Raw genomic sequence first — 19610 nt, forward strand, 5'->3', positions numbered from 1 at the left:
GCCGGGCCGCCGCCCCCCCGGGAACCGAACCCCCCCCACCGCCAGAACCAGAACGAGGAAGACGGAGCCATGTCCCGTATCGGTCGAAAGCCGGTCGTCGTCCCGGCCAACGTGAAAGTCGCGATCGCCGACTCGACGATCCAGGTCGAGGGGCCCAAGGGCAAGCTCAGCTACGCCCACCGCCCCGAGGTGGCCGTGACCTTCGACGAGGCCAAGAAGGAGATCGCCGTCGCCCGCCGCGACGACGAGCGGGAGAGCCGCGCCCTCCACGGCCTGACCCGGAGCCTGGTGGCCAACATGGTCGAGGGCGTGGCGACCGGCTACACCAAGAAGCTGGAGATCGTGGGCGTGGGCTACCAGGCCCAGCTCAAGAAGGCGAACACGGTGGCGCTCCAGGTCGGCTACGCCAACCAGGTCGTCCTCGAGGCCCCCGCGGGCGTGACGGTGGCCGTCCCCGACGCCACCCACGTCGTCGTCACCGGCGCCGACAAGCAGGCGGTCGGCCAGTTCGCCGCCGAGATCCGCAGCGTCCGCCCCCCAGAGCCGTACAAGGGCAAGGGCATCCGCTACGAGGGCGAGGCCGTCCGTCGCAAGGCGGGCAAGGCGTTCGGCTCGAAGTGACGTCGCGTCGCCCTGCATGAGATAATCCAGAGACCCGCAAGACCCAGCCGAGACGGCGCCGGCCCCGCCCCCGTCCCCGAGACGGACGCGAGCCCCGCCGGCCGCCGACAGCGAGAGGATCGTTCCCGTGGACACCGCCAACCACCACCACCTGGTCCAGACGCGCCGCGTGCGCCGCCAGCGCCGGGTCCGCAAACGGCTCGCCGGCACGCCCGAGCGTCCCCGCCTGGCCGTCTTCCGCAGCTCCAAGCACATCTACGCCCAGGTCATCGACGACCTGTCCGGCAAGACCCTCGCCCAGGCGAGCACCGTCGACGCCGAGGTCAAGGCCGAGGTCAAGTACGGCGGCAATAAGGCCGCCGCCGCGGTCGTCGGCCGGGTCGTCGCCGCGCGGGCCAAGGAGGCCGGCGTCGGCAAGATCTGCTTCGACCGCCGCAGCTACAAGTACCACGGCCGCGTCGAGGCCCTGGCGACGGCCGCCCGCGAGGGCGGCCTCGAGTTCTGAGCCGACCGCCGCCGCCGATCGAATCCACGTCGCGTCGCCCGCCATCCGGTCGACCGGCAGCCCATACCGAATCTACTTGGCAGAGAGAAGGAGCATCCCACGTGTCGACCGACACACGAGATCGCGACCGCGACCGCGGCGAATGGGTTGAGAGCGTCGTCTCGATCCGCCGTTGCGCGGCGGTCGTGAAGGGGGGCCGCCGGTTCAGCTTCAACGCGCTCGTCGTGGTCGGCAACGGCCGCGGGCAGGTGAGCTGGGGCTACGGCAAGGCCAACGAGGTCCCGCCGGCCGTCGAGAAGGGCGTCAAGGACGCCCACAAGCAGATGAAGCGGGTCCAGCTGAAGGGGACCACCGTGCCCCACGCGGTCGTCGGCCGCTTCGGGGCCGCGCGGGTGCTGCTGATGCCCGCCGCGCCGGGCACCGGCGTGATCGCCGGCGGCGCCGTCCGCGCCGTGGTCGAGGCCGCGGGGATCCGCGACGTCCTCACCAAGAGCCTCGGCTCCACCAACAAGCTCAACCTGGTCAAGGCCGCCATCCAGGGCCTGACCCAGCTCCGCACCAAGGAAGAGATCGCCCGCCTCCGGGGAGTCCAGATCTGATGCAAATCCACGACGTCCACCAGGGCATCCAGAAGTACAAGAAGCGGAAGCGCGTGGGCCGCGGCGTCGGCTCGGGGCACGGCAAGACGTCGAGCAAGGGCCACAAGGGGCACTCGTCCCGCCAGGGCTTCAAGATCGGCGCGCTCTTCGAGGGCGGCCAGATCACCCTGGCCCGCCGCGTCCCCAAGCGGGGCTTCTTCAACGGCGCCTTCAAGAAGCACTACGTGCTCGTCAACCTGGGCGAGCTCGACTCGTTCTTCCCCGAGGCCGGCGTCGTCGACGAGGCCGCCCTCCGGGCCAAGGGCCTCGTCAAGGGCTACGCCCACGACGGCATCAAGATCCTCGGCGACGGCGAGGTGACCAAGGCCTTCGAGGTCCGCGCCACCAAGTTCAGCGCCTCGGCCGCCGCCAAGCTCGAGGCCGCCGGCGGCAAGGCCGTCGTCGCCCCCTACGTGGGCAAGGTCGCCAAGCAGGACGAGGCCGAGACCCCCGGGTCCTGACCCCTCCCTTCCATCCCGCCGCGGCCCGTCGATCGGCGATCGGCGCGTCGGCGGCGGTCCTATTTCCAGCGAGGCGACGCCCCGCCGCGACGGCCCCGGACGGGCCGGACGCCGGGGCCTCGACCTCGGACCCGGCCCGAACGACGACCCACGGCCCCAGCGGAGGCGATCGCGCGTGGACAAGTTGATCACCATCTTCAAGATCCCCGAACTCCGGCGGAAGATCCTGTTCACCGCCCTGCTCCTGGCCATCTACCGGATCGGGTTCTACGTCCCGCTGCCGATCGTCAACCAGGCCCAGCTCCGGAACTGGGAAGAGCAGCTCAACACCAACGCCGCCGGCAAGATCTTCGGCACCGTCGCCATGTTCGGCGGCACGTCGATCGGCATGAGCACGATCTTCGGCCTGGGGATCATGCCCTACATCTCGGCCTCGATCATCTTCCAGCTCCTCGGCAGCGTCGTCCCCTCGCTCGAAGCCATGATGAAGGAGGGGGAGAGCGGCCGGAAGCGGATCAACGAGTACACGAGATACGCCACGGTGATCTTATGCGCCGTGCAAAGCGCGTTCTGGGTGCAATACATGATGAGCCCCCAGATGAACGTGGTGCTCCCCCAGTACCGCGACTTCTGGCACGGCATGGTCTCGGTCTGCATCATGACCGCCGGCACGGTGTTCCTGATGTGGGTCGGCGAGCAGATCGACGAGTACGGCATCGGCAACGGGATCAGCCTGCTGATCATGGCGGGCATCCTGTCGCGGCTCCCCGTCGCCTTGCAGGGGCTCTGGCAGAACGCCACCACCCGCCTGACGCCCGAGCCCGGCAAGTACGGCATCATCACGATCGTCCTGCTGATCGGCCTGTTCATAGCCGTGGTCGTGGGGGTCGTGGCGATCACCGAGAGCCAGCGGCGGATCCCCACCCAGTCGGCCAAGCACGTCCGGGGCCGTCGGGTCTTCGGCGGCACCCGGCAGTACCTGCCGCTGAAGGTGAACCAGGCCGGCGTCATGCCGATCATCTTCGCCTCCAGCCTGCTCATCTTCCCGTCCCTGATCTTCAACGGACTGGCCCGCGCCACCGCCGGGCTGCGGTCCGAGACCTGGACGGTCGGCTCGTTCTTCGCCACGACGTTCCAGGACCTGGCCGACGCCTTCCAGCGCCAGAGCTACCTCTACACGATCTGCAACATCGTGATGATCTACTTCTTCTGCTACTTCTGGACGGCCATCACCTTCAACCCGAAGGACATGTCCGAGAACCTGAAGGACTACGGCAGCTTCATCCCGGGCTACCGTCCGGGGCGTCGCACGGCCGAGTACCTGGAGAAGGTGATGCTGCGGATCACCTACGTGGGGGCGGCCTTCCTGTCGCTCGTCGCGGTGATCCCGTCGCTGGTCCAGAACGGCCTGAACGTGGACTTCACGGTGGCCCAGTTCCTGGGCGGGACGGGGCTCCTGATCGTCGTCAGCGTCTGCCTCGACCTGGTGCAGAAGATCGACAGCCACCTGGTGATGCGGAACTATTCGGGCCTCGTGAACCGGAAATGACGCCAGGAGACGGAGACCCCGCATCGTGTCATCGCAACGCGGACCGGGCCGCCGCCCCCCGCTGCCGTCCTTCCTCTCCGGCGCCCTGCGGCGTCCGGAGGGGGCCGGCGGGCCGAGACCGGGATCGGAGCCGCCGTCGGCCCGGAGGGCGCCCGTGATCCAGCTCAAGAGCCCTCGCGAGATCGCCCTGATGCGCGAGGCCGGCCGGCTCGTGGCCCGCGCCCACGCCGAGGCCCGCAAGCTCGCCGTCCCCGGGGCCACCACCGCCGACATCGACGAGGCCGTCGCCGCCGTCTTCCGGGAGGCGGGCGCCGAGCCCCTCTTCCTCGGCTACCCCTGCTCCACCCGCGGCAAGCCGCCGTTCCCCGGGGTCATCTGCTCCAGCGTGAACGAGCACGTCGTCCACGGGATCCCCAACCGCCGCCCCCTCCGCGAGGGGGACGTGGTGGCGATCGACACCGGCTGTCGGCTCAACGGCTGGTGCGGCGACGCCGCCGTCACCCTGGCCATCGGCGAGGTCGCCCCCGACGTTCGCAAGCTGCTCGACTGCACGGCCGAGACCCTGGACCTCGCCATCCGCGCGATGGGGCGCTGCCGATACTGGTCCGAGGTCGCCTCGCTGATGGAGCAGTACGTCAAGAGCCAGGGCTTCTTCGTGATCGAGAAGTTCGTCGGCCACGGCATCGGCAAGGACATGCACGAGGAGCCGCAGGTCCCCAACTTCGTCAGCAAGGCGCTCCGGCGGCACGACATCCGGCTAGAACCGGGCGTCGTCCTGGCCGTCGAGCCCATGGTGGCGATGGGGACCAAGGACGTCCGGACGCTGGACGACGGCTGGACGGTCGAGACCCGCGACCGTCGCCCCAGCGCCCACTTCGAACACACGATCGCCATGACCGTCGACGGCCCCCAGGTGCTGACGCTCCCCTGAAGCGAGACGCCCCCGGGGCCGGGCCGGATGCGACGATCGAGGCCGGCGGCGGCCGGGAATCGCGGCGGAATAATCTTGACGGAACGGAACGGAGAGGCCCTTGCGGAAGTGGAGCAACATCGTTAGGATGGTCGAATTCCCCTGAAGACCCGCCAAGCCTCCGTGCGCCTGGGCTCCTTGAAGCCCGGCGACCGACGGGTCGGATCGGCGAGAGCGATCATCGGGACTTCAGGCGGCCGGCTCGGGAATGGCGGCGGTCCGAAGCCGCCTCGGTTCCGGCCCTTTCCGGACGTCGGCCGCCCCGCCGACGTCGGGCCCGCCGCGGACTCGGGTCTTTCGATCGGCCGGCGGACGCCGAACGGTCGCGCGACGGCGAGCGTAGGAATTCGCCGGGGCGGGCGAACCGAAGGCGCGTCCCGAGGGCGCGTCATCCGGGGAGGGCGTCCGGACGTGTTGCGGAGCCCCGGGACCCAAGAGAGACGAAAGCAGCGACGGCCATGAAAGTGCGATCGAGCGTCAAGAGGATTTGCGAGAACTGCAAGATCGTGCGTCGGGAGGGCAAGGTCCTGGTGATCTGCTCCAACCCCCGGCACAAGCAACGACAGGGCTGACCCCTCGCGGCGCGCCCGGCCTCGGCCGGGGTGCGTCGGGCGGCTCGGCCGATCCCAAGACAAGAACAGCCGTGGATCGACGGAGACTGATGGAATGCCTCGTATTCTGGGCGTGGACATACCCAACGACAAGCGGACGGTGATCTCGCTGCGTTACATCTACGGGATCGGGCCGTTCCTCGCGGAGCAACTCTGCGAGCGGGCGGGTATCGACCCGGAGAAGCGCGCCCGCGACCTGAGCGAGGACGACCTGGCGAAGCTGGCCGGCCTGCTCGACAACGAGTACACGGTGGAAGGCCAGCTCCGCCGCCAGGTGCAGCAGAACATCGGCCGGCTCCGCGAGATCGGCTGCTACCGGGGCCTGCGGCACCGCAAGGGCCTGCCCGTCCGCGGCCAGCGGACCCGGACCAACGCCCGGACCCGCAAGGGGCCGCGGAAGACGGTGGCCGGCAAGAAGGGCGTCAAGGAGATGCGCTGACGGCTCCTCGGCCCGCGTGGGGCCGGCGTCGCGGCCCTTGGCCCGCGCCGGGTTCGCGCAGGCCGGGACGAGTCGCGGCGGGGGACGCGGATCGATCGAGTGGACAGGGCGGGCGCGAGGCGTCCGCCGGCCGGCGGCGGGTCTTTCGATCCGCGGACGACCCAGGCACGAATCAGAGTAGACGAGGAGCGCAGGACCCGTGGCCAAGGCCAAGAAGCGGAAGACGCGACGCAACGTAAGCCGTGCGGTGGTGCACATCAAGGCGACGTTCAACAACACGACCGTCACGATCACCGACCCCAACGGCGACGCCCTCTGCTGGGCCTCGTCGGGGACCGTCGGCTTCAAGGGGAGCCGCAAGAGCACCCCGTTCGCCGCCCAGCGCGCCGCCGAGACGGCCGCCGCGTCGGCGACGAAGTACGGCGTCAAGGAGGTCGAGGTGAAGGTCAAGGGCCCCGGCTCCGGCCGCGAGAGCGCGATCACCGCGATCCAGGCCTCCGGCCTGTCGATCAAGGCGATCGAGGACGTCACCCCGCTGCCGCACAACGGCTGCCGCCCCCCCAAGAAGCGCCGCGTCTGACCGCCGCCCGCGGCGCGACGCCCGGGCCGGCGGCGGAGCCCCCCCGCCCCCGGCCGACGCCACCCCCCGCGTCGCGTCCGCGACACCACCGGGGCCCGCACGACGGGCCCCCCTTCGCCGCACACTTACGAGTCAAACCAAACGTTCGAGGTTCGTTGGATCTACCATGGGACGATATACAGGGCCAGTCTGCCGACTCTGCCGCCGCGAGGGCCTCAGGCTCTTCCTCAAGGGCGCCCGCTGCCACAGCAACAAGTGCGCCGTCGCGCGCCGGGACGGCGTCCCGGGCATGCACCAGTTCCGCCGGGGCAAGGCCAGCGAGTACGCCATCCGGCTTCGCGAGAAGCAGAAGGTCAAGCGCTACTACGGCATCTTCGAGCGGCAGTTCCGCAAGTACTACGCCGAGGCGATCCGCAAGACCGGCAACACGGGCGACGCCCTGATGTCGCTGCTGGAGCGCCGGCTGGACAACGTCGTCGTCCGGCTCCAGTTCGCCGCCAGCCGCCCCCAGGCCCGGCAGTTCATCCGCCACGGCCACATCCTGATCAACGGCAAGAAGGTGGACATCCCGAGCTACCTCGTCCGCCCCGGCGACCAGGTCTCGGTGAAGGACCGCGAGCACTCGCGGAACCTCGCGCTGGAGAACCAGGCGGCCGACTTCGTGGCCCCCGTCCCCGATTGGCTCGACCGGATCAGCACCGATCCCCCCGAGGGCCGCGTCAGCCGGCTGCCCACCGTCCAGGACGTGGCCCTGCCGGTGACGCCGCAGTTGATCGTCGAGTTGTTGAGCCGCTGATCGCGACCGGCCGAGAGCACCACCAGGGGGATTCATGATGCGTATCCGTTGGCGCGGGCTCGAACTGCCCAGCCGAGTCGTCTGCAACCGCGACAACCTCTCCGACACGTTCGGGGAGTTCCACGTCGAGCCGTTCGAGCGCGGCTTCGGCCACACCGTGGGCAACAGCCTGCGCCGCATCCTCCTCTCCAGCCTGGAGGGGAGCGCGATCACCAAGATCAAGATCCAGGGGGTCCAGCACGAGTTCTCGTCGATCCCCGGCATGGTCGACGACATCACCGACCTGGTCCTCAACATCAAGCTGCTCGTCGTCAAGAACCACTCCGAGCACCCGCGGACGATCCGGATCGACCGCGACCGCCGGGGCGTGGTCACCGCGGCCGACATCCTCCACGACGAGTCGATCGAGATCATCAATCCCGATCACATCCTCTGCACGCTGACCGACGACGTCCCCTTCCACCTGGAGATGACCGTCGAGAACGGCCGGGGCTACAAGACCGCCGCCGAGGGCCACACCGACGACCTGGAGATCGGCGTCATCCCGATCGACTCCAGCTTCAGCCCGGTCCACCGGGTGGAGTACAACGTCGAGAACACTCGCGTCGGCCAGCGGACCAACTACGACAAGCTCATCCTGCGGATCTGGACCACCGGCGTCCTCAACCCCGAGATGGCGCTGGTCGAGGCCGCCAAGATCCTCCGCAAGCACCTGAACCCGTTCGTCCAGTACAACGAGCCCGGCCCCGGCCTCCCCAGCGAGTCCGGCCCGTACGACGGCGGCAACTACGCCCCGCTCGACGCCGAGCTCGAGCGCAAGCTCGACATGAGCCTCGCCGAGCTGGAGCTGTCCGTCCGGGCCACCAACTGCCTGGAGAGCGAGGGGATCACCACCGTCCGCCACCTGGTGAGCCGCTCCGAGGACCAGCTCCTCAACGTCCGCAACTTCGGCGAGACCACCCTCAAGGAGGTCCGGGCCAAGCTCCACGAGATCGGCCTCGACCTGGGCATGAACGTCCCCCCCAAGAGCTGACCGGTTTTCGCGACCTCCGCCCGGGCCGCCGCCCCGCACCCCCTGAGGCGCGGCGACCCCGGGCCGGACCGACGAAGCCCTTACGATCAGATAAGAAATTCGCCATGCGTCACAAGAAAGCCGGCCGCAAGTTCAAGCGTTCCCCCGAACACCGCCGCATGCTCCTGCGCAACCTGGCCACGGCGCTGCTGGAGCACGGCAAGATCACCACGACCGTCCCCAAGGCGAAGGAACTGCAGCCCTACGTCGAGAAGCTGATCACCTCCGCCAAGGAGGGCTTCAAGCTCGACCCCTTCCGCCGCAGCCTGGCCGTCCTCACCAACAAAGAGGTCGCCTACAAGCTGTTCCACGAGATCGGCCCCCGATTCTCCGGCCGTCCCGGCGGCTACACCCGCATCTACAAGCTCGCCAAGGTCCGCCAGGGCGACGCCGCCGAGATGGCCGTCATCCAGCTCCTGGGCGAGAACGAGGCCATCAAGACCCCCAGCCGCCCCGCCGTCGTCGCGGCCGAGGCCCCGGCGTCCTGATCGGATCGACCCGATCGATTCGAATCGCCCCGAACGATGCGGGGCGGATCGGCCGCGAACCCCGACGGCCCGATCCGCCCCGCGCGCCCTCCCCCGTCGCCTCGTCCCCGGCCGTCCCGCGCCGGCCCCGGCCTTCGCCCGTCAGGAGCGCCGCACGATGAGCCGCGATCCCAAGTGCCTCTTCTGCAAGATCGTCCACGGCGAGATCCCTTCGGCCCGCGTGCTGGAGACCGATCGCGCGGTCGCGATCCTGGACATCAACCCGGTGGCGAAGGGGCACGTCCTGATCATCCCCCGGGATCACCACGCGCAGGTCGCGGAGCTGCCGGACGACCTGGCGGCGCACGTGGGCTCGCTCGTCCCTCGGCTGACCCGCGCGGTGGTCGCCGCCACCGGGGCCGACGGCTCCAACACGATCATCAACAGCGGCCGGGTCGCCGGCCAGACGATCTTCCACTGCCACTGGCACGTCATCCCCCGCTTCGAGGACGATCCCGTGCGCTGGCCCTGGCCGCACGATTCCTACCTCGGCGACGAGATGGGCCGGACGGCCTCCCTCATCCAGCGCGAACTCGGCGGCCACGCCGACGACTGAGGCGGCGACGCCTCGTCCCGAACGCGCCCCCGGGCGGACTCCCCCTTTCCCCGGAAATCGGACCCGCCCCCGCGGCGTCCCTCCTTTCCCGGGAGTCCACTTCCATGACGCTCCGCATCCGAAGACTTTCGCCGCTCGCGTCCGCCCTCGCGGCCGGCGTCCTGCTCGCCCTGTCCGCCCTGCACGCCCGGGCCGCCGACCCCGCGCCCGGCAGGCTCGCCACCACCGGCCGGTTCGACCTGACGGCCGACGTCGCGATCGACCAGGGCCGCATCGTCGCCGGCGACGGCACGATCGGCCGCATGAACTGGGTCCCCGCCGACCGCGTGGATCGCGGCTACACGGTCAACTTCCGGATCGACCGGCTGGGCTGGCGTGCGGTCGCGGTCGGCTTCACGCCGGTCCAGTCCGGGACCGTCACGCTGTCCCTGATGGGCCCCTGGGAGCAGGCGCCCGGGGGCGGGGTGTATCGCCAGGAGATCCTCTGGGACGACCTCCGCGCCGAGGGCGCGGAGCTGGCGGCCGACGCCGGCTTCGAGTCTCGGAAAGGTTGGGAGGGGGCGGGGAAGGTCGAGCCCTCCAGCGAGGCGTCGCCGGCCGCGACCGGCTCGCACCTGGGCCGGACCTGGCACGACGAACCGCTGACCACGCGGCTGATCGTCAAGGCCGGCGCGCCGGTCGTGGTCGAGATCAGGGCCCGCGCGCGGACGCCCGAGGGCTTCCGGGACATGAAGCGGATCGCCGGCCGCGAGACCCCCGCGCACCGCAACGCCGCGAAGTTCCTCCGGGGCGCCAACCTGGGCAACGGCCTGGAAGTCCCTCCCGGGCAGAACTGGGCCGTGAAGTACACGGCCGACGACGTGCGGAAGATCAAGGCCGAGGGCTTCGACCACATCCGGGTCCCGATCGGCTGGCACCACTACGCCGGCCCCGCCCCGGCGTACAAGCTCTCGGCCGACATCTTCAAGCGCGTGGACGCCTTCGTGGACGCCGCGGCCCGCGAGGGGCTCGCCGCGCTGATCAACATCCACCATTTCGACGATTTCACTACCGACCCCGCCGGCCAGAAGGCCAAGTTCCTGGCGATCTGGCGGCAGGTGGCCGAGCACTACGCGAAGCACCGGGCCACGCTCGCTTATGAACTGCTCAACGAGGCGAAGGACGCGGCCACGACCGAAGTGATCAATCCGATCTTCGCCGAGGCCGTCAAGGCGATCCGCAAGGTCGACCCCGACCGCCTGATCGTCATCGGGCCCGGGCGCTGGAACTCGATCTCGGAACTCCCCGCGCTGCGACTGCCGGACGACGACGAGAACATCCTGGTCACCGTCCACTCGTACGACCCGTTCTTCTTCACCCACCAGGGGGCGCCCTGGACGAACCGCGGCGACGACGGCAAGCAGAAGGGGATCAAGTTCCCGGGCCCGCCGGCTTCGCCGTTGGAGGCCGATCCCTCGCTCAAGCTCACGCCCGGATTCCTCGCCTGGATCCGCGAGTACAACACGGCGCCGGCCGAGTCGAACCCGTCGAGCCCCGCCGTCATGGACAAGGCGGCCGAGCAGATCCGCGAGTGGTCCGAATACTACGGCCGGCCGGTCTACCTCGGGGAGTTCGGCGCGATCATGGCGGCCGACCCGGAGTCGCGGGCCAACTACTACCGCGAGTTCCGCAAGCGCCTGGAGAAGGCCGGCGTCGGCTGGGCGATCTGGGACTGGCACGCCGGCTTCAACTACTGGGACGTCGAGAACGATCGCCCGCTCCCCGGCCTTCGCGAGGCCCTCTTCGGCAAGCCCTGAATCGGCGGACGTCCGCGCCTCCGCCGGGGGGGAAGTCGCCGGGACGCCGACGCTGTTCGTGCCGGCCTTCCCCCTCGTTCGACCTTCGCCCGCCTCCGCCCGCCGGCGGGGAAGGATTTGAACAGGTCGGCGATTGCTCATCCGAGGATCGTGACGCGTCCTCCACGCCGGGGCTCTCGGGCGATGCCCGACCGGCGATGGCGAGGCGGGGGTGCAGAGGGGGGCGTCGAAATGCCGACGTACTACCTACCCATCCCCTCACCCTTCCCGTCGGGACGTCAACCGAGGAAGGGCCGGGGCGTTGTGGGCTCGGGGGCGGGTCGGGGCTTCCACGTGCGAAGGCTTCCACCCCCCCCGCCCTTGCGGGGTCGAGGGATCGAAGCGAGGGCGTCGGGACCGATGATGGTCGCGGGCCACATCCCCGACGTCCGCGATGGCGGGAGCTAGTGTTGGATAGGGCCGACCTGCCCCGGTGCGGGTACGGTGCAGGGCGCGGCGTCGGGCCCCTCGCGAACTTTCCGGAAAACCCGCCGGGGCTTGACTTGGACACCTGGTTTGCGGGACATTTGAAGAAGGGGATTTCGGGGCGTCGGGCCGTGTGCGACGGGCCGAAGGCCCGCGCGCAATCCGGATGGGCCGCCTAGGGGCGGGGAACTGATGAACGGATGGATAGAAGCGGGGTGAGTCGGGGCGGATTGTCTTAACTGCTAAAACCATGCCCGGTTAGAGAAATCGACGAGGTCTCGGCGAGGTCGTCCGAAAACTTGACCGTTTTTCGGGTGGGACTATAATTCGGGTGATCCCGCCGACAAGACGACCGCTGGGCACAGGCAAACGAGGCGCGAGCGCGCCGGCGATCTCTGCTGGAGATCGGCGACGGCGTGAACCAGGGAACCGGACTCGCGCCGGAACGATCAAGGAGATTCCCGTGCCCAGGCAATCCGATGCGATAAAGACCGCCATAAAAAACGCGGTCGACATCGTGGGGTTGGTGGGCGAATACCTGCCTTTGCATCGGGCCGGATCGCGTCACAAGGCGCTCTGCCCGTTTCACGACGACCATAATCCGTCGTTGGAAGTGAATCCCGAGCGACAGACTTTCAAGTGCTGGGTCTGTGGCGCGGGGGGTGACGTGCTGGAGTTCGTGCAGAAGATCGAACGGATCGAGTTCCCCGAGGCGTTGCGGATGCTGGCGGAGCGGGCGGGGATCGTGCTGGAGAGCGGCCCGGCGACGGGGGCGGGCTCGGGGCCGGAGGGGCCTTCGAAGTCGGAGCTGACGGCGGCGCTGGCGTGGGCGGAGGGGGCGTTCGAGGAGGCGTTGGGGCGACACGAGCCGGCGCGGGCGTACGTCGAGGGGCGGGGCCTGACGGCGGCGACGGCGCAGCGGTTCCGCCTGGGTTACGCCCCGGACGACCCGGCCTGGCTGTTCGAGGCGGCGCGGCGTCGGGGGGTGTCGCGGGATCTGCTGGAGAAGTCTGGTTTGGCGATCCGCCCCGAAGACGCGCCGGGCAAGGCGCATGCGCGATTTCGGGGTCGGCTGATCTTTCCCATTCATGACGAGCGAGGCCGGCCGGTGGGGTTCGGGGGGCGGATTCTCCCGGAAGCGGAGCGGGCGGCTTCGTCTCGGGGATTTCGTGTCGCAAAATATGTTAACAGCCCGGAGACGGCGATCTTCCAGAAGCGTCGCATCTTGTATGCCGCCGATCTCGCGAAGTCGGCCTGTCGCGAGGCGGGCTGGGTCGCGGTGATGGAAGGGTACACCGACGTGATGGCCGCGCACCAGGTGGGGCTGGCGAACGTGGTGGCGACCCTGGGGACGGCGTTCGGCGACGATCATGTGCCGATGCTGCGGCGCCTGGCCGACCGGGCGGTCCTGGTCTACGACGGCGACGAGGCGGGGCAGTCCGCGGCGGAGCGGGCGCTGGAGATCTTCCTGGGGCATGAGCTGGACGTGCGGGTGCTGTCGCTCCCTTCGGGCCTGGATCCTTGCGATTTCCTCTTGAGCGAAGGAGCCGACGCATTCCGGAAGCTGGCCGCCGACGCGCTCGACCCCCTGGCCTTCGTGCTCAACCGGGCCCGGTCGCGGTTCGACCTGGACTCGATCGAGGGCGCCCGCCGGGGGGCGGAGTGGGTGCTGGGCATCCTCTGCCGGGTCCCTTCGCGGCCGGGGAGCGTGCAGGACCTGGCGTTGAACAAGGCCCTGGACTCGCTGGCCCACGCCCTGAGGCTGCCGATCGGCCCGCTGGCCAGGCGGCTGAGGGAGTTGCGGGGGGCCGCGCGGCGGAAGGCCCCGGCGGGGGCCTCGGCGGCGGGCGCGGGCCCGGCCCCGACCGAGGCGTCGGCCGCGGAACAGGCCGCGGCGGCGATCCCCGCGGCGGCCGACATCCTGCGGGCGATGGACCCGGTGGAACGCGAGCTGGTGTCGATCGTGGTGGCCCAGCCGGAGGTGGTAGCCCGGCTCGTCGCCCGGGTCCCCCTGGCGGCCATCCGGGACGACGCGGCCCGCGCGATCCTGGACGCCGCTTACGACCTCTACGGCCAGGGAGCGGCCGCGACCTTCGATGCGATCATGGAGAACCTGGACGACCCCCGACCCCGGTCGGTCGTCGCCCACCTGAGCGACCTGCAAGACGGACTGGACCGACCTGAACTGCAACCCCTGGACGCCGTCCAGTTCCCCCCGGGGACCTGGGGCGAGCGACTCGAACCGGTGCTCGGCCGGCTCGCGGAACGCGAGCGGCTGACGCGGCTCGCCGACCTTCGGCAGGCCCTCGAAGAGACCGACCGGACGGCTGAACCCGACGCTTATCGCGCCTTGCAACTGGAATATCGTCGACTACTGACTCAGCGGGCCGGGACTTCCGACAAGAAGACGCGTCCCGATCCGACGTTTCGTGCGTGAGGGAGGAAAGATGGATAAGCTGGACGAGGGCCTCAAGGCTCTCCTCGAACTGGGCAAACGACGTGGTTTCCTGACGTTCGATCAGGTGAACGACGTCCTGCCCGATGACGCGACGAGCCCCGAACGCATCCACGGCCTGCTGGAGACGCTCGACGAGATGGGGGTCGAGCTCATCAACGAGGACGAGGCCGAGGCGCGCCTGCTCGCCTCCGGCGACCTCGACGACGAGCCCGAGGACGCCGCCGAGGAGGAGGAGGAGGACGCCGAGCTCACGCCCGAGGAGCTGGAGGACATCTCCCGCCGGATCGACGACCCGGTGCGCATGTACCTGACGCAGATGGGCGAGATCCCCCTGCTCACCCGCGACCAGGAGATCAACCTCGCCAAGAAGATCGAGGTGACCCGCAAGAAGTTCCGCCGCAAGGTCCTGGAGTGCCACTTCGCGCTGGCCCTGGTGGTCGACGTGCTGAAGAAGGTGTCCGAGGGCGAGCTGCCGTTCGACCGCACGGTCAAGGTCTCGGTCACCGAGAACCTCGAGAAGGACCAGATCCTCGGCCGGATGCCCCACAACCTGGCGACGCTCTCCCACCTGATGGAGTGCAACGTCCGCGACTTCAAGTCGTTCATCCGCGACCGCGACGCCGCCACCCGCGCCGGGCTGATCAGCGACCTGAAGCGCCGCCGCTTCAAGGCCGTCAACCTGGTCGAGGAGCTGTCGATCCGGACCCAGAAGGTCCAGCCCTTGATGAAGCGGCTGGAGCAGATCGCCGTCCGCATGAACGAGCTGCTCTTCCAGCTCCGCGAGCACCGCGCCGGCCGCGCCGGCAAGGAAGACCGCGCGAACCTGGTGAAGGAGCTGAAGGACCTGATGCGGATCACGCTGGAGAGCCCCAAGAGCCTCCGCCGCCGCGTCGCGATCATGAACGCCCGGTTCAAGGAGTACGAGCAGGCCAAGCGCGAGCTGTCCGGCGGCAACCTCCGGCTGGTGGTCTCGATCGCCAAGAAGTACCGCAACCGCGGCCTCTCGTTCCTGGACCTGATCCAGGAGGGGAACACCGGGCTGATGCGGGCCGTGGACAAGTACGAGTACCGCCGCGGCTACAAGTTCAGCACCTACGCGACGTGGTGGATCCGCCAGGCCATCACCCGGGCGATCGCCGACCAGGCCCGCACGATCCGCATCCCGGTCCACATGATCGAGACGATGTCCAAGCTCCGCAACGTCTCCAAGAAGCTCCTCCAGGAGAAGGGACGCGAGCCGACCATCGAGGAGACGGCCAAGGCCGCCAACATCTCCGTCGAGGAGACGCGGCGGGTGATGAAGATCAGCCGGCACCCGATCTCGCTCGACCGCCCGGTCGGCGAGAGCGAGGACAGCTACTTCGGCGACTTCATCGAGGACGAGGCCGTCGAGAGCCCGATCAACGCCGCCACCCAGGAGATGCTCAAGGACAAGATCGACCAGGTCCTCAAGACGCTCACCTACCGCGAACGCGAGATCATCAAGCTCCGCTACGGCCTGGGCGACGGCTACACCTACACCCTGGAGGAGGTCGGCCGGATCTTCAAGGTCACCCGCGAGCGGGTGCGGCAGATCGAGGCCAAGGCCGTCCGAAAGCTCCAGCATCCGGTCCGAAGCCGACAGCTCGAGGGCTTCCTTGAGAGCACCGGTTGACGCCATCCTCAACCGCCGGTCATCGCGACCGGCGGTTTTTTTTTGGCCTCCGCCCTCACCCCCACTCATGGACGCGTCGAGTTTCACCCTTTCCCCGTCCCCGATGGAGCCAGCCGACCATGACCGCGACCGCCGACGCCCTCCGCGAACTCCACACGCTCCACCAGCGCGCCAAGGCGATCCGCGACCGCCTCGTCTCCGCCCCCAAGACCCTCGCCGCCCGCCAGGCGGCCTTCGCCGCCCGCCAGGCCGACGTGGAGAAGGCCCGCAAGGCCCTGCAGGACGCCAAGGTCGGGATCAGCAAGAACGAGCACGCGCTGCAGGCCTCGCAGGCCAAGATCGACGACCTCAAGGTCAAGCTGAACTCGGTCAAGAAGAACGAGGAATACAAGGCGCTCCAGAACCAGATCGCCCACGACACCGCCGCCATGGGCAAGTATGAGGACCTGATCCTCCAGGGGTATGAGACGATCGAGGCCCAGGGCGCCGAGTTCGCCCGCCTCGACGCCGAGGTGAAGGGGGTCGGCGACGAGGTCGAGACGCTCCGGAAGTTCATCGCCGACCAGGCCGTCGCCCAGAAGGCCCAGATCGTCGAACTGGAGGCCGCCATCGTCGCCGCCGAGGACTCCATCCCGGCCGACCAGCGCGAGCAATACCGCCGGGTCGTCCGCCAGCTCGGCGCCGACGCCCTGGCCCCCGTCGAGGCCGGCGCCTGCACCGGCTGCTTCACGTCCGTGACCTCGCAGATGGTCAACGAGCTGATCAACCGCGACACGCTCACCTTCTGCAAGAGCTGCGGCCGGCTCCTCTACCTCGCCGACGCCGAGGTCGAGTCCTCCCGCAACCCGGAGAAGCCCAAGCCCAAGCCCCGCACCCGCGCCAAGGGCTGAGCGCCGGGACTTCGGGCCTCCGCTAGATCCGCGGCGACCCGACCCCGGAAGGCCGTTCGCGCGGCGAGGCGCGTCGCCCCAGCAACAGCTCCGCCCGGGCCGCCCGACGCGCGGCGAGCCGCGCGAGGCGCTCGGCCTGGAGCCGGGACATCGGGCGGACCGCGCCTCCGGGGCCGGCGGGCCGCCTCATCGTCGTCGCCCACTCCGCGCGGCCGACGGGGGACGTCTCGGGTGCGGACGGGCTCAGGACGGGATCCCCGGCCGCGCCGGGCGGGCCGGCCTCGGCCGGAGCGGGCGTGGCGGGGGCGGGGGCCGCGATCGGCTCGACGTTCGGATCGGGCGGGAGCAAGGGCGCGTCGCCTTCGCCTATCGGGGTCCCCTCGCCCGGCGGAGGTTGTTCGACCTCGACGCCCGGCGACAGGCCGATCCCCGCGTCGTCGCCCGTGGGGGCGTCGGAGTCGTACCGCCCGCGCCAGCGGTTGACCGGGTCGGGATTGCCCGTCTGGTACACGGCGACGCGATCCTTGGCGGTGACCGCGTTCGTGACGAAGCCTTGCGTCTCGATGAGCAGGGGCCGACTGCCGTCGGGGTCGGCCTGGCCTTTCTGGATCGTCATCAGGGCGTCGGGAGACTCCACGTAGAGGATGTAGCTCTCCGCCGCGACCTGGTCGTCGACCCGGCCGCCGGCCATGCCCCGGTAGCCCAGGAGGGCCGGGGGGATCTGATGGCTGATATACCAAACCTGGAAGGAGAAGTCGCCCGAAGAGGCCGTCTCGGCGTGATGCTCCTGCCCCACCGATGCGTTGCTCCAAAGGGTGCCGACGAGTGTCAGCGTGGGCCCGCCGCCGGCGGAGGGGGCGTCGGCCTCGGAACCGCCGTCGTAGACGAACCGGCCGGGGGAGGCCGGCAGGGGCGGTCCGCCTTCCATCTCGATCGTCAGCTTGTTGGCCAGCCCCCTGGGCGCGCGATACTCGAACTCGCCGACGAAGGAGTCGCTCGACGGCCACGTGAACCGCTCGACGGTGATCAGGCCGCCGGCGACGCCGGAGAGTGTCGCGTCGCGATCGGCCGTATAGGGGGAGTTCCGCCGAGATCCGAGACGGGCGTCGTGCGCGACGGTCCCCGCTGAATCGTCGACGATGATCCGGGTCGTCGTCCGGCCGAACGAAAAGTACGGGGGTCGGCCGATCCAGACGTCGTGGGCGATCCCCGCCGTGGACCCCTCGTCGCCGATCTCGACCCGGCCCGGCTGGTGGAGGGTGATCCTGGACGGGGTGCGGCGGATCTCGACGTCGGCCGCCCCGCCGACGAGCAGGCTGCGGGTCGTCCGACCGTCCGCGACCCAGTCCTCGGCCGGGGGGGGGCGGTCGTCGGGGGCGGCGGTCGCATCGATCACGACCGAGGAACGCCCCGCCCCGCCCATCGAGAGGGAGGTCAGGCCCGCGTGGGTGGAGCGGACCTGGAACGTGAGCAACTTGTCGGGATACTCGCCCGGCGTCTCCTCGAACCGGACGGCGTCGAGCCCGCTGTACGTCACGCCGCCGAAGCCCCCGGGGGCGGTGGCCGTGATCGAGTTCGACTCCACGACGAGGCCGAGCGACGCGGTCGACCTGCCGTCCATGAGCCACAACTCGGCCGACGAGAAGTGCTCGTCGACCGCGCGGACCGACCGGACGTCCACGGGGGCGGAGATCGCCGCCAGCCCCGTGCTCCCGTACTGGTCGCCGAGGATGACGGTCGGATTATCGCCCGAGAAGCGGACCGCAGCAGGGACGTCCAGTTGGGTGATCCGGACGAACCTCGAATCGCCCGCTTCGATCTCCAGGCGGGTGACGCCCTGGATCCGCAGCTTGGTGCCGTAGTCGCTCGACGCGATCAGCCCGCCGGGGTCGGCCGCGACGTCGATCGCGCCATAACCGTAGCCGATCGAGACGACGGACTCCCCGTCGACGATACAGATGTCGACGGTGTTGCCGCCGCCCTCGCCTCGCCAGCCGAGCGTGAGCACCCCGGCGGCGTCGAGCGCGGCGGTCATGCTCGGGGTCGTCCGGCATTCCAGCCGTTCCAGGCCGAGGTCGCGTCGTCGCCGCTTTGCCATCTCGCCCCACCTTCGCCGTTCGTGCGTCGATACCATGATGTCGGCTTTGATGATATCAGCTCGAAGCCGCTCGGCAAGGTTGCGCCGCCGATGCCGTGGCGTCGTCGCCACGCCCCCGGCCCCCGCTTGACGGAATCCGCCCGCGTCCTACCATGACGGTTCGAGGCCCCGGGCGCGACGCCGCGGGGGCCGGACGAAGGGCCGCCATGCGATACGGACCGGACCACAAGGCGAAGACGCGGGCGAAGATCCTGGAGGCGGCGGGCCGGATCTTCCGCCGTCGGGGATACCACGCCTCGGGCGTGGACGCCGTAATGGGCGAGGCCGGGCTCACCCCCGGCGGCTTCTACGCCCACTTCGGCTCCAAGGAGGAGCTGCTGGCCGACGCCCTCCGCCAGGCGGCCGACGCCGTGGAGACGCGCCGGGAGCGGGCCCTCGACGGCCTCGCGGGCCGGGACTGGTCGCGCGCCTTCGTGGACGCCTACCTGAGCCCCTCGCACCGCGAGGCGACCGAAGACGGCTGCCCGCTCGCCGCCTTGCTCTCCGAGGTCGCCCGCGCCGGCGAGCCCGTGAAGCGGAGCTTCGAGGCGATCATCCTGCACCTGGGCGCGCGGATGGCCGACCGCCCCGCCGACTCCCGCCCCGACGACCGCGCGCTGGCCGTCCTCGCCCTCTGCGTCGGCGGCCTCGGCCTCGCCCGGTCGGTCCAGGACGAGGCCCTCGCCCGCCGCATCCTCGACGCCTGCCGCGTCCTGGCCGGCCTCGGCCTGGACGACGACTGATCCCGGATGCGCCTTCGGCCGCCGCGAGGGCTTGCATCTTGCAGGGCTCGCTGCCGGCCCGGAGGGGCGTTGACATCTCGGCGACGAGATCCTTAGGATCTACCGGTGATCCTGAGATTCAATCTCATTTCCGGCTTGATTC

The 19610-nt window shown here is 69.9% G+C and carries 19 protein-coding genes; 18 read left to right on the top strand and 1 reads right to left on the bottom strand.

What is annotated here, in order from left to right; genetic code table 11:
* The first annotated feature begins 69 nt into the window (after positions 1-69).
* The 17 genes from rplF to G6O68_RS10600 all read left to right on the top strand — a co-directional run bounded on the left by rplF (position 70) and on the right by G6O68_RS10600 (position 16588).
* Positions 70-621: a 50S ribosomal protein L6 gene (rplF, locus tag G6O68_RS10520; protein ID WP_165247405.1), complete on the top strand. Its 552-nt coding sequence runs from the start codon at positions 70-72 to the stop codon at positions 619-621.
* A gap of 127 nt (positions 622-748) precedes the next feature.
* Positions 749-1126, top strand: coding sequence for a 50S ribosomal protein L18 (gene rplR / locus G6O68_RS10525; RefSeq protein WP_315852130.1), 378 nt, complete (start codon positions 749-751; stop codon positions 1124-1126).
* A gap of 101 nt (positions 1127-1227) precedes the next feature.
* Complete coding sequence (gene rpsE, locus G6O68_RS10530) at positions 1228-1725, top strand: 30S ribosomal protein S5 (protein WP_165247407.1); 498 nt, start codon at positions 1228-1230, stop codon at positions 1723-1725.
* Positions 1725-2225, top strand: a complete 501-nt coding sequence (rplO, locus tag G6O68_RS10535) for a 50S ribosomal protein L15 (protein WP_165247410.1) — start codon at positions 1725-1727, stop codon at positions 2223-2225. Before rpsE ends, rplO begins: the two co-directional genes overlap by 1 nt.
* Before the next feature lie 175 nt (positions 2226-2400).
* Complete coding sequence (gene secY, locus G6O68_RS10540) at positions 2401-3774, top strand: preprotein translocase subunit SecY (RefSeq protein ID WP_165247412.1); 1374 nt, start codon at positions 2401-2403, stop codon at positions 3772-3774.
* 154 nt (positions 3775-3928) lie between these two features.
* Entirely contained in the window at positions 3929-4705 is a 777-nt protein-coding gene (gene map / locus G6O68_RS10545; RefSeq protein WP_165247414.1) for a type I methionyl aminopeptidase, read from the top strand.
* A 497-nt stretch (positions 4706-5202) separates the two neighbouring features.
* Complete coding sequence (gene rpmJ, locus G6O68_RS10550; protein WP_165247416.1) at positions 5203-5316, top strand: 50S ribosomal protein L36; 114 nt, start codon at positions 5203-5205, stop codon at positions 5314-5316.
* A 94-nt stretch (positions 5317-5410) separates the two neighbouring features.
* Entirely contained in the window at positions 5411-5794 is a 384-nt protein-coding gene (gene rpsM, locus G6O68_RS10555) for a 30S ribosomal protein S13 (protein WP_165247418.1), read from the top strand.
* Between the two features lie 199 nt (positions 5795-5993).
* Positions 5994-6374, top strand: coding sequence for a 30S ribosomal protein S11 (rpsK, locus tag G6O68_RS10560; RefSeq protein ID WP_068409461.1), 381 nt, complete (start codon positions 5994-5996; stop codon positions 6372-6374).
* A 166-nt stretch (positions 6375-6540) separates the two neighbouring features.
* A complete protein-coding gene (gene rpsD, locus G6O68_RS10565; RefSeq protein ID WP_165247421.1) occupies positions 6541-7170 on the top strand; it encodes a 30S ribosomal protein S4 in 630 nt (209 codons plus the stop codon).
* 37 nt (positions 7171-7207) lie between these two features.
* The gene (locus G6O68_RS10570; protein ID WP_165247586.1) at positions 7208-8203 is read left to right on the top strand and encodes a DNA-directed RNA polymerase subunit alpha; all 996 of its coding nucleotides are present in this window, start codon (positions 7208-7210) and stop codon (positions 8201-8203) included.
* A gap of 104 nt (positions 8204-8307) precedes the next feature.
* Entirely contained in the window at positions 8308-8730 is a 423-nt protein-coding gene (gene rplQ / locus G6O68_RS10575; RefSeq protein ID WP_165247423.1) for a 50S ribosomal protein L17, read from the top strand.
* A gap of 157 nt (positions 8731-8887) precedes the next feature.
* Positions 8888-9325: an HIT family protein gene (locus G6O68_RS10580; RefSeq protein WP_165247425.1), complete on the top strand. Its 438-nt coding sequence runs from the start codon at positions 8888-8890 to the stop codon at positions 9323-9325.
* Positions 9326-9429: 104 nt separating this feature from the next.
* Positions 9430-11121, top strand: a complete 1692-nt coding sequence (locus G6O68_RS10585) for a glycoside hydrolase family 5 protein (RefSeq protein WP_165247427.1) — start codon at positions 9430-9432, stop codon at positions 11119-11121.
* A gap of 928 nt (positions 11122-12049) precedes the next feature.
* The gene (gene dnaG / locus G6O68_RS10590; protein WP_165247429.1) at positions 12050-14023 is read left to right on the top strand and encodes a DNA primase; all 1974 of its coding nucleotides are present in this window, start codon (positions 12050-12052) and stop codon (positions 14021-14023) included.
* A gap of 10 nt (positions 14024-14033) precedes the next feature.
* Positions 14034-15698, top strand: a complete 1665-nt coding sequence (gene rpoD, locus G6O68_RS33420; protein ID WP_165247431.1) for an RNA polymerase sigma factor RpoD — start codon at positions 14034-14036, stop codon at positions 15696-15698.
* A gap of 119 nt (positions 15699-15817) precedes the next feature.
* Positions 15818-16588 carry a zinc ribbon domain-containing protein gene (locus G6O68_RS10600; protein WP_165247433.1) on the top strand — a complete coding sequence of 257 codons (771 nt, stop codon included), beginning with the start codon at positions 15818-15820 and terminating at the stop codon, positions 16586-16588.
* Positions 16589-16610: 22 nt separating this feature from the next.
* On the opposite strand, the gene G6O68_RS10605 is transcribed toward G6O68_RS10600, so the two are convergent.
* The gene (locus tag G6O68_RS10605; protein ID WP_165247435.1) at positions 16611-18686 is read right to left on the bottom strand and encodes a hypothetical protein; all 2076 of its coding nucleotides are present in this window, start codon (positions 18684-18686) and stop codon (positions 16611-16613) included.
* Between the two features lie 206 nt (positions 18687-18892).
* Here G6O68_RS10605 and G6O68_RS10610 point away from each other — a divergent pair, with 206 nt between their 5' ends.
* On the top strand, positions 18893-19468 hold the full coding sequence (locus G6O68_RS10610; protein ID WP_165247436.1) for a TetR/AcrR family transcriptional regulator: 576 nt from the start codon (positions 18893-18895) through the stop codon (positions 19466-19468).
* The last annotated feature ends 142 nt before the right edge of the window (positions 19469-19610 follow it).

Source organism: Paludisphaera soli (assembly GCF_011064595.1).
GTDB lineage: Bacteria > Planctomycetota > Planctomycetia > Isosphaerales > Isosphaeraceae > Paludisphaera > Paludisphaera soli.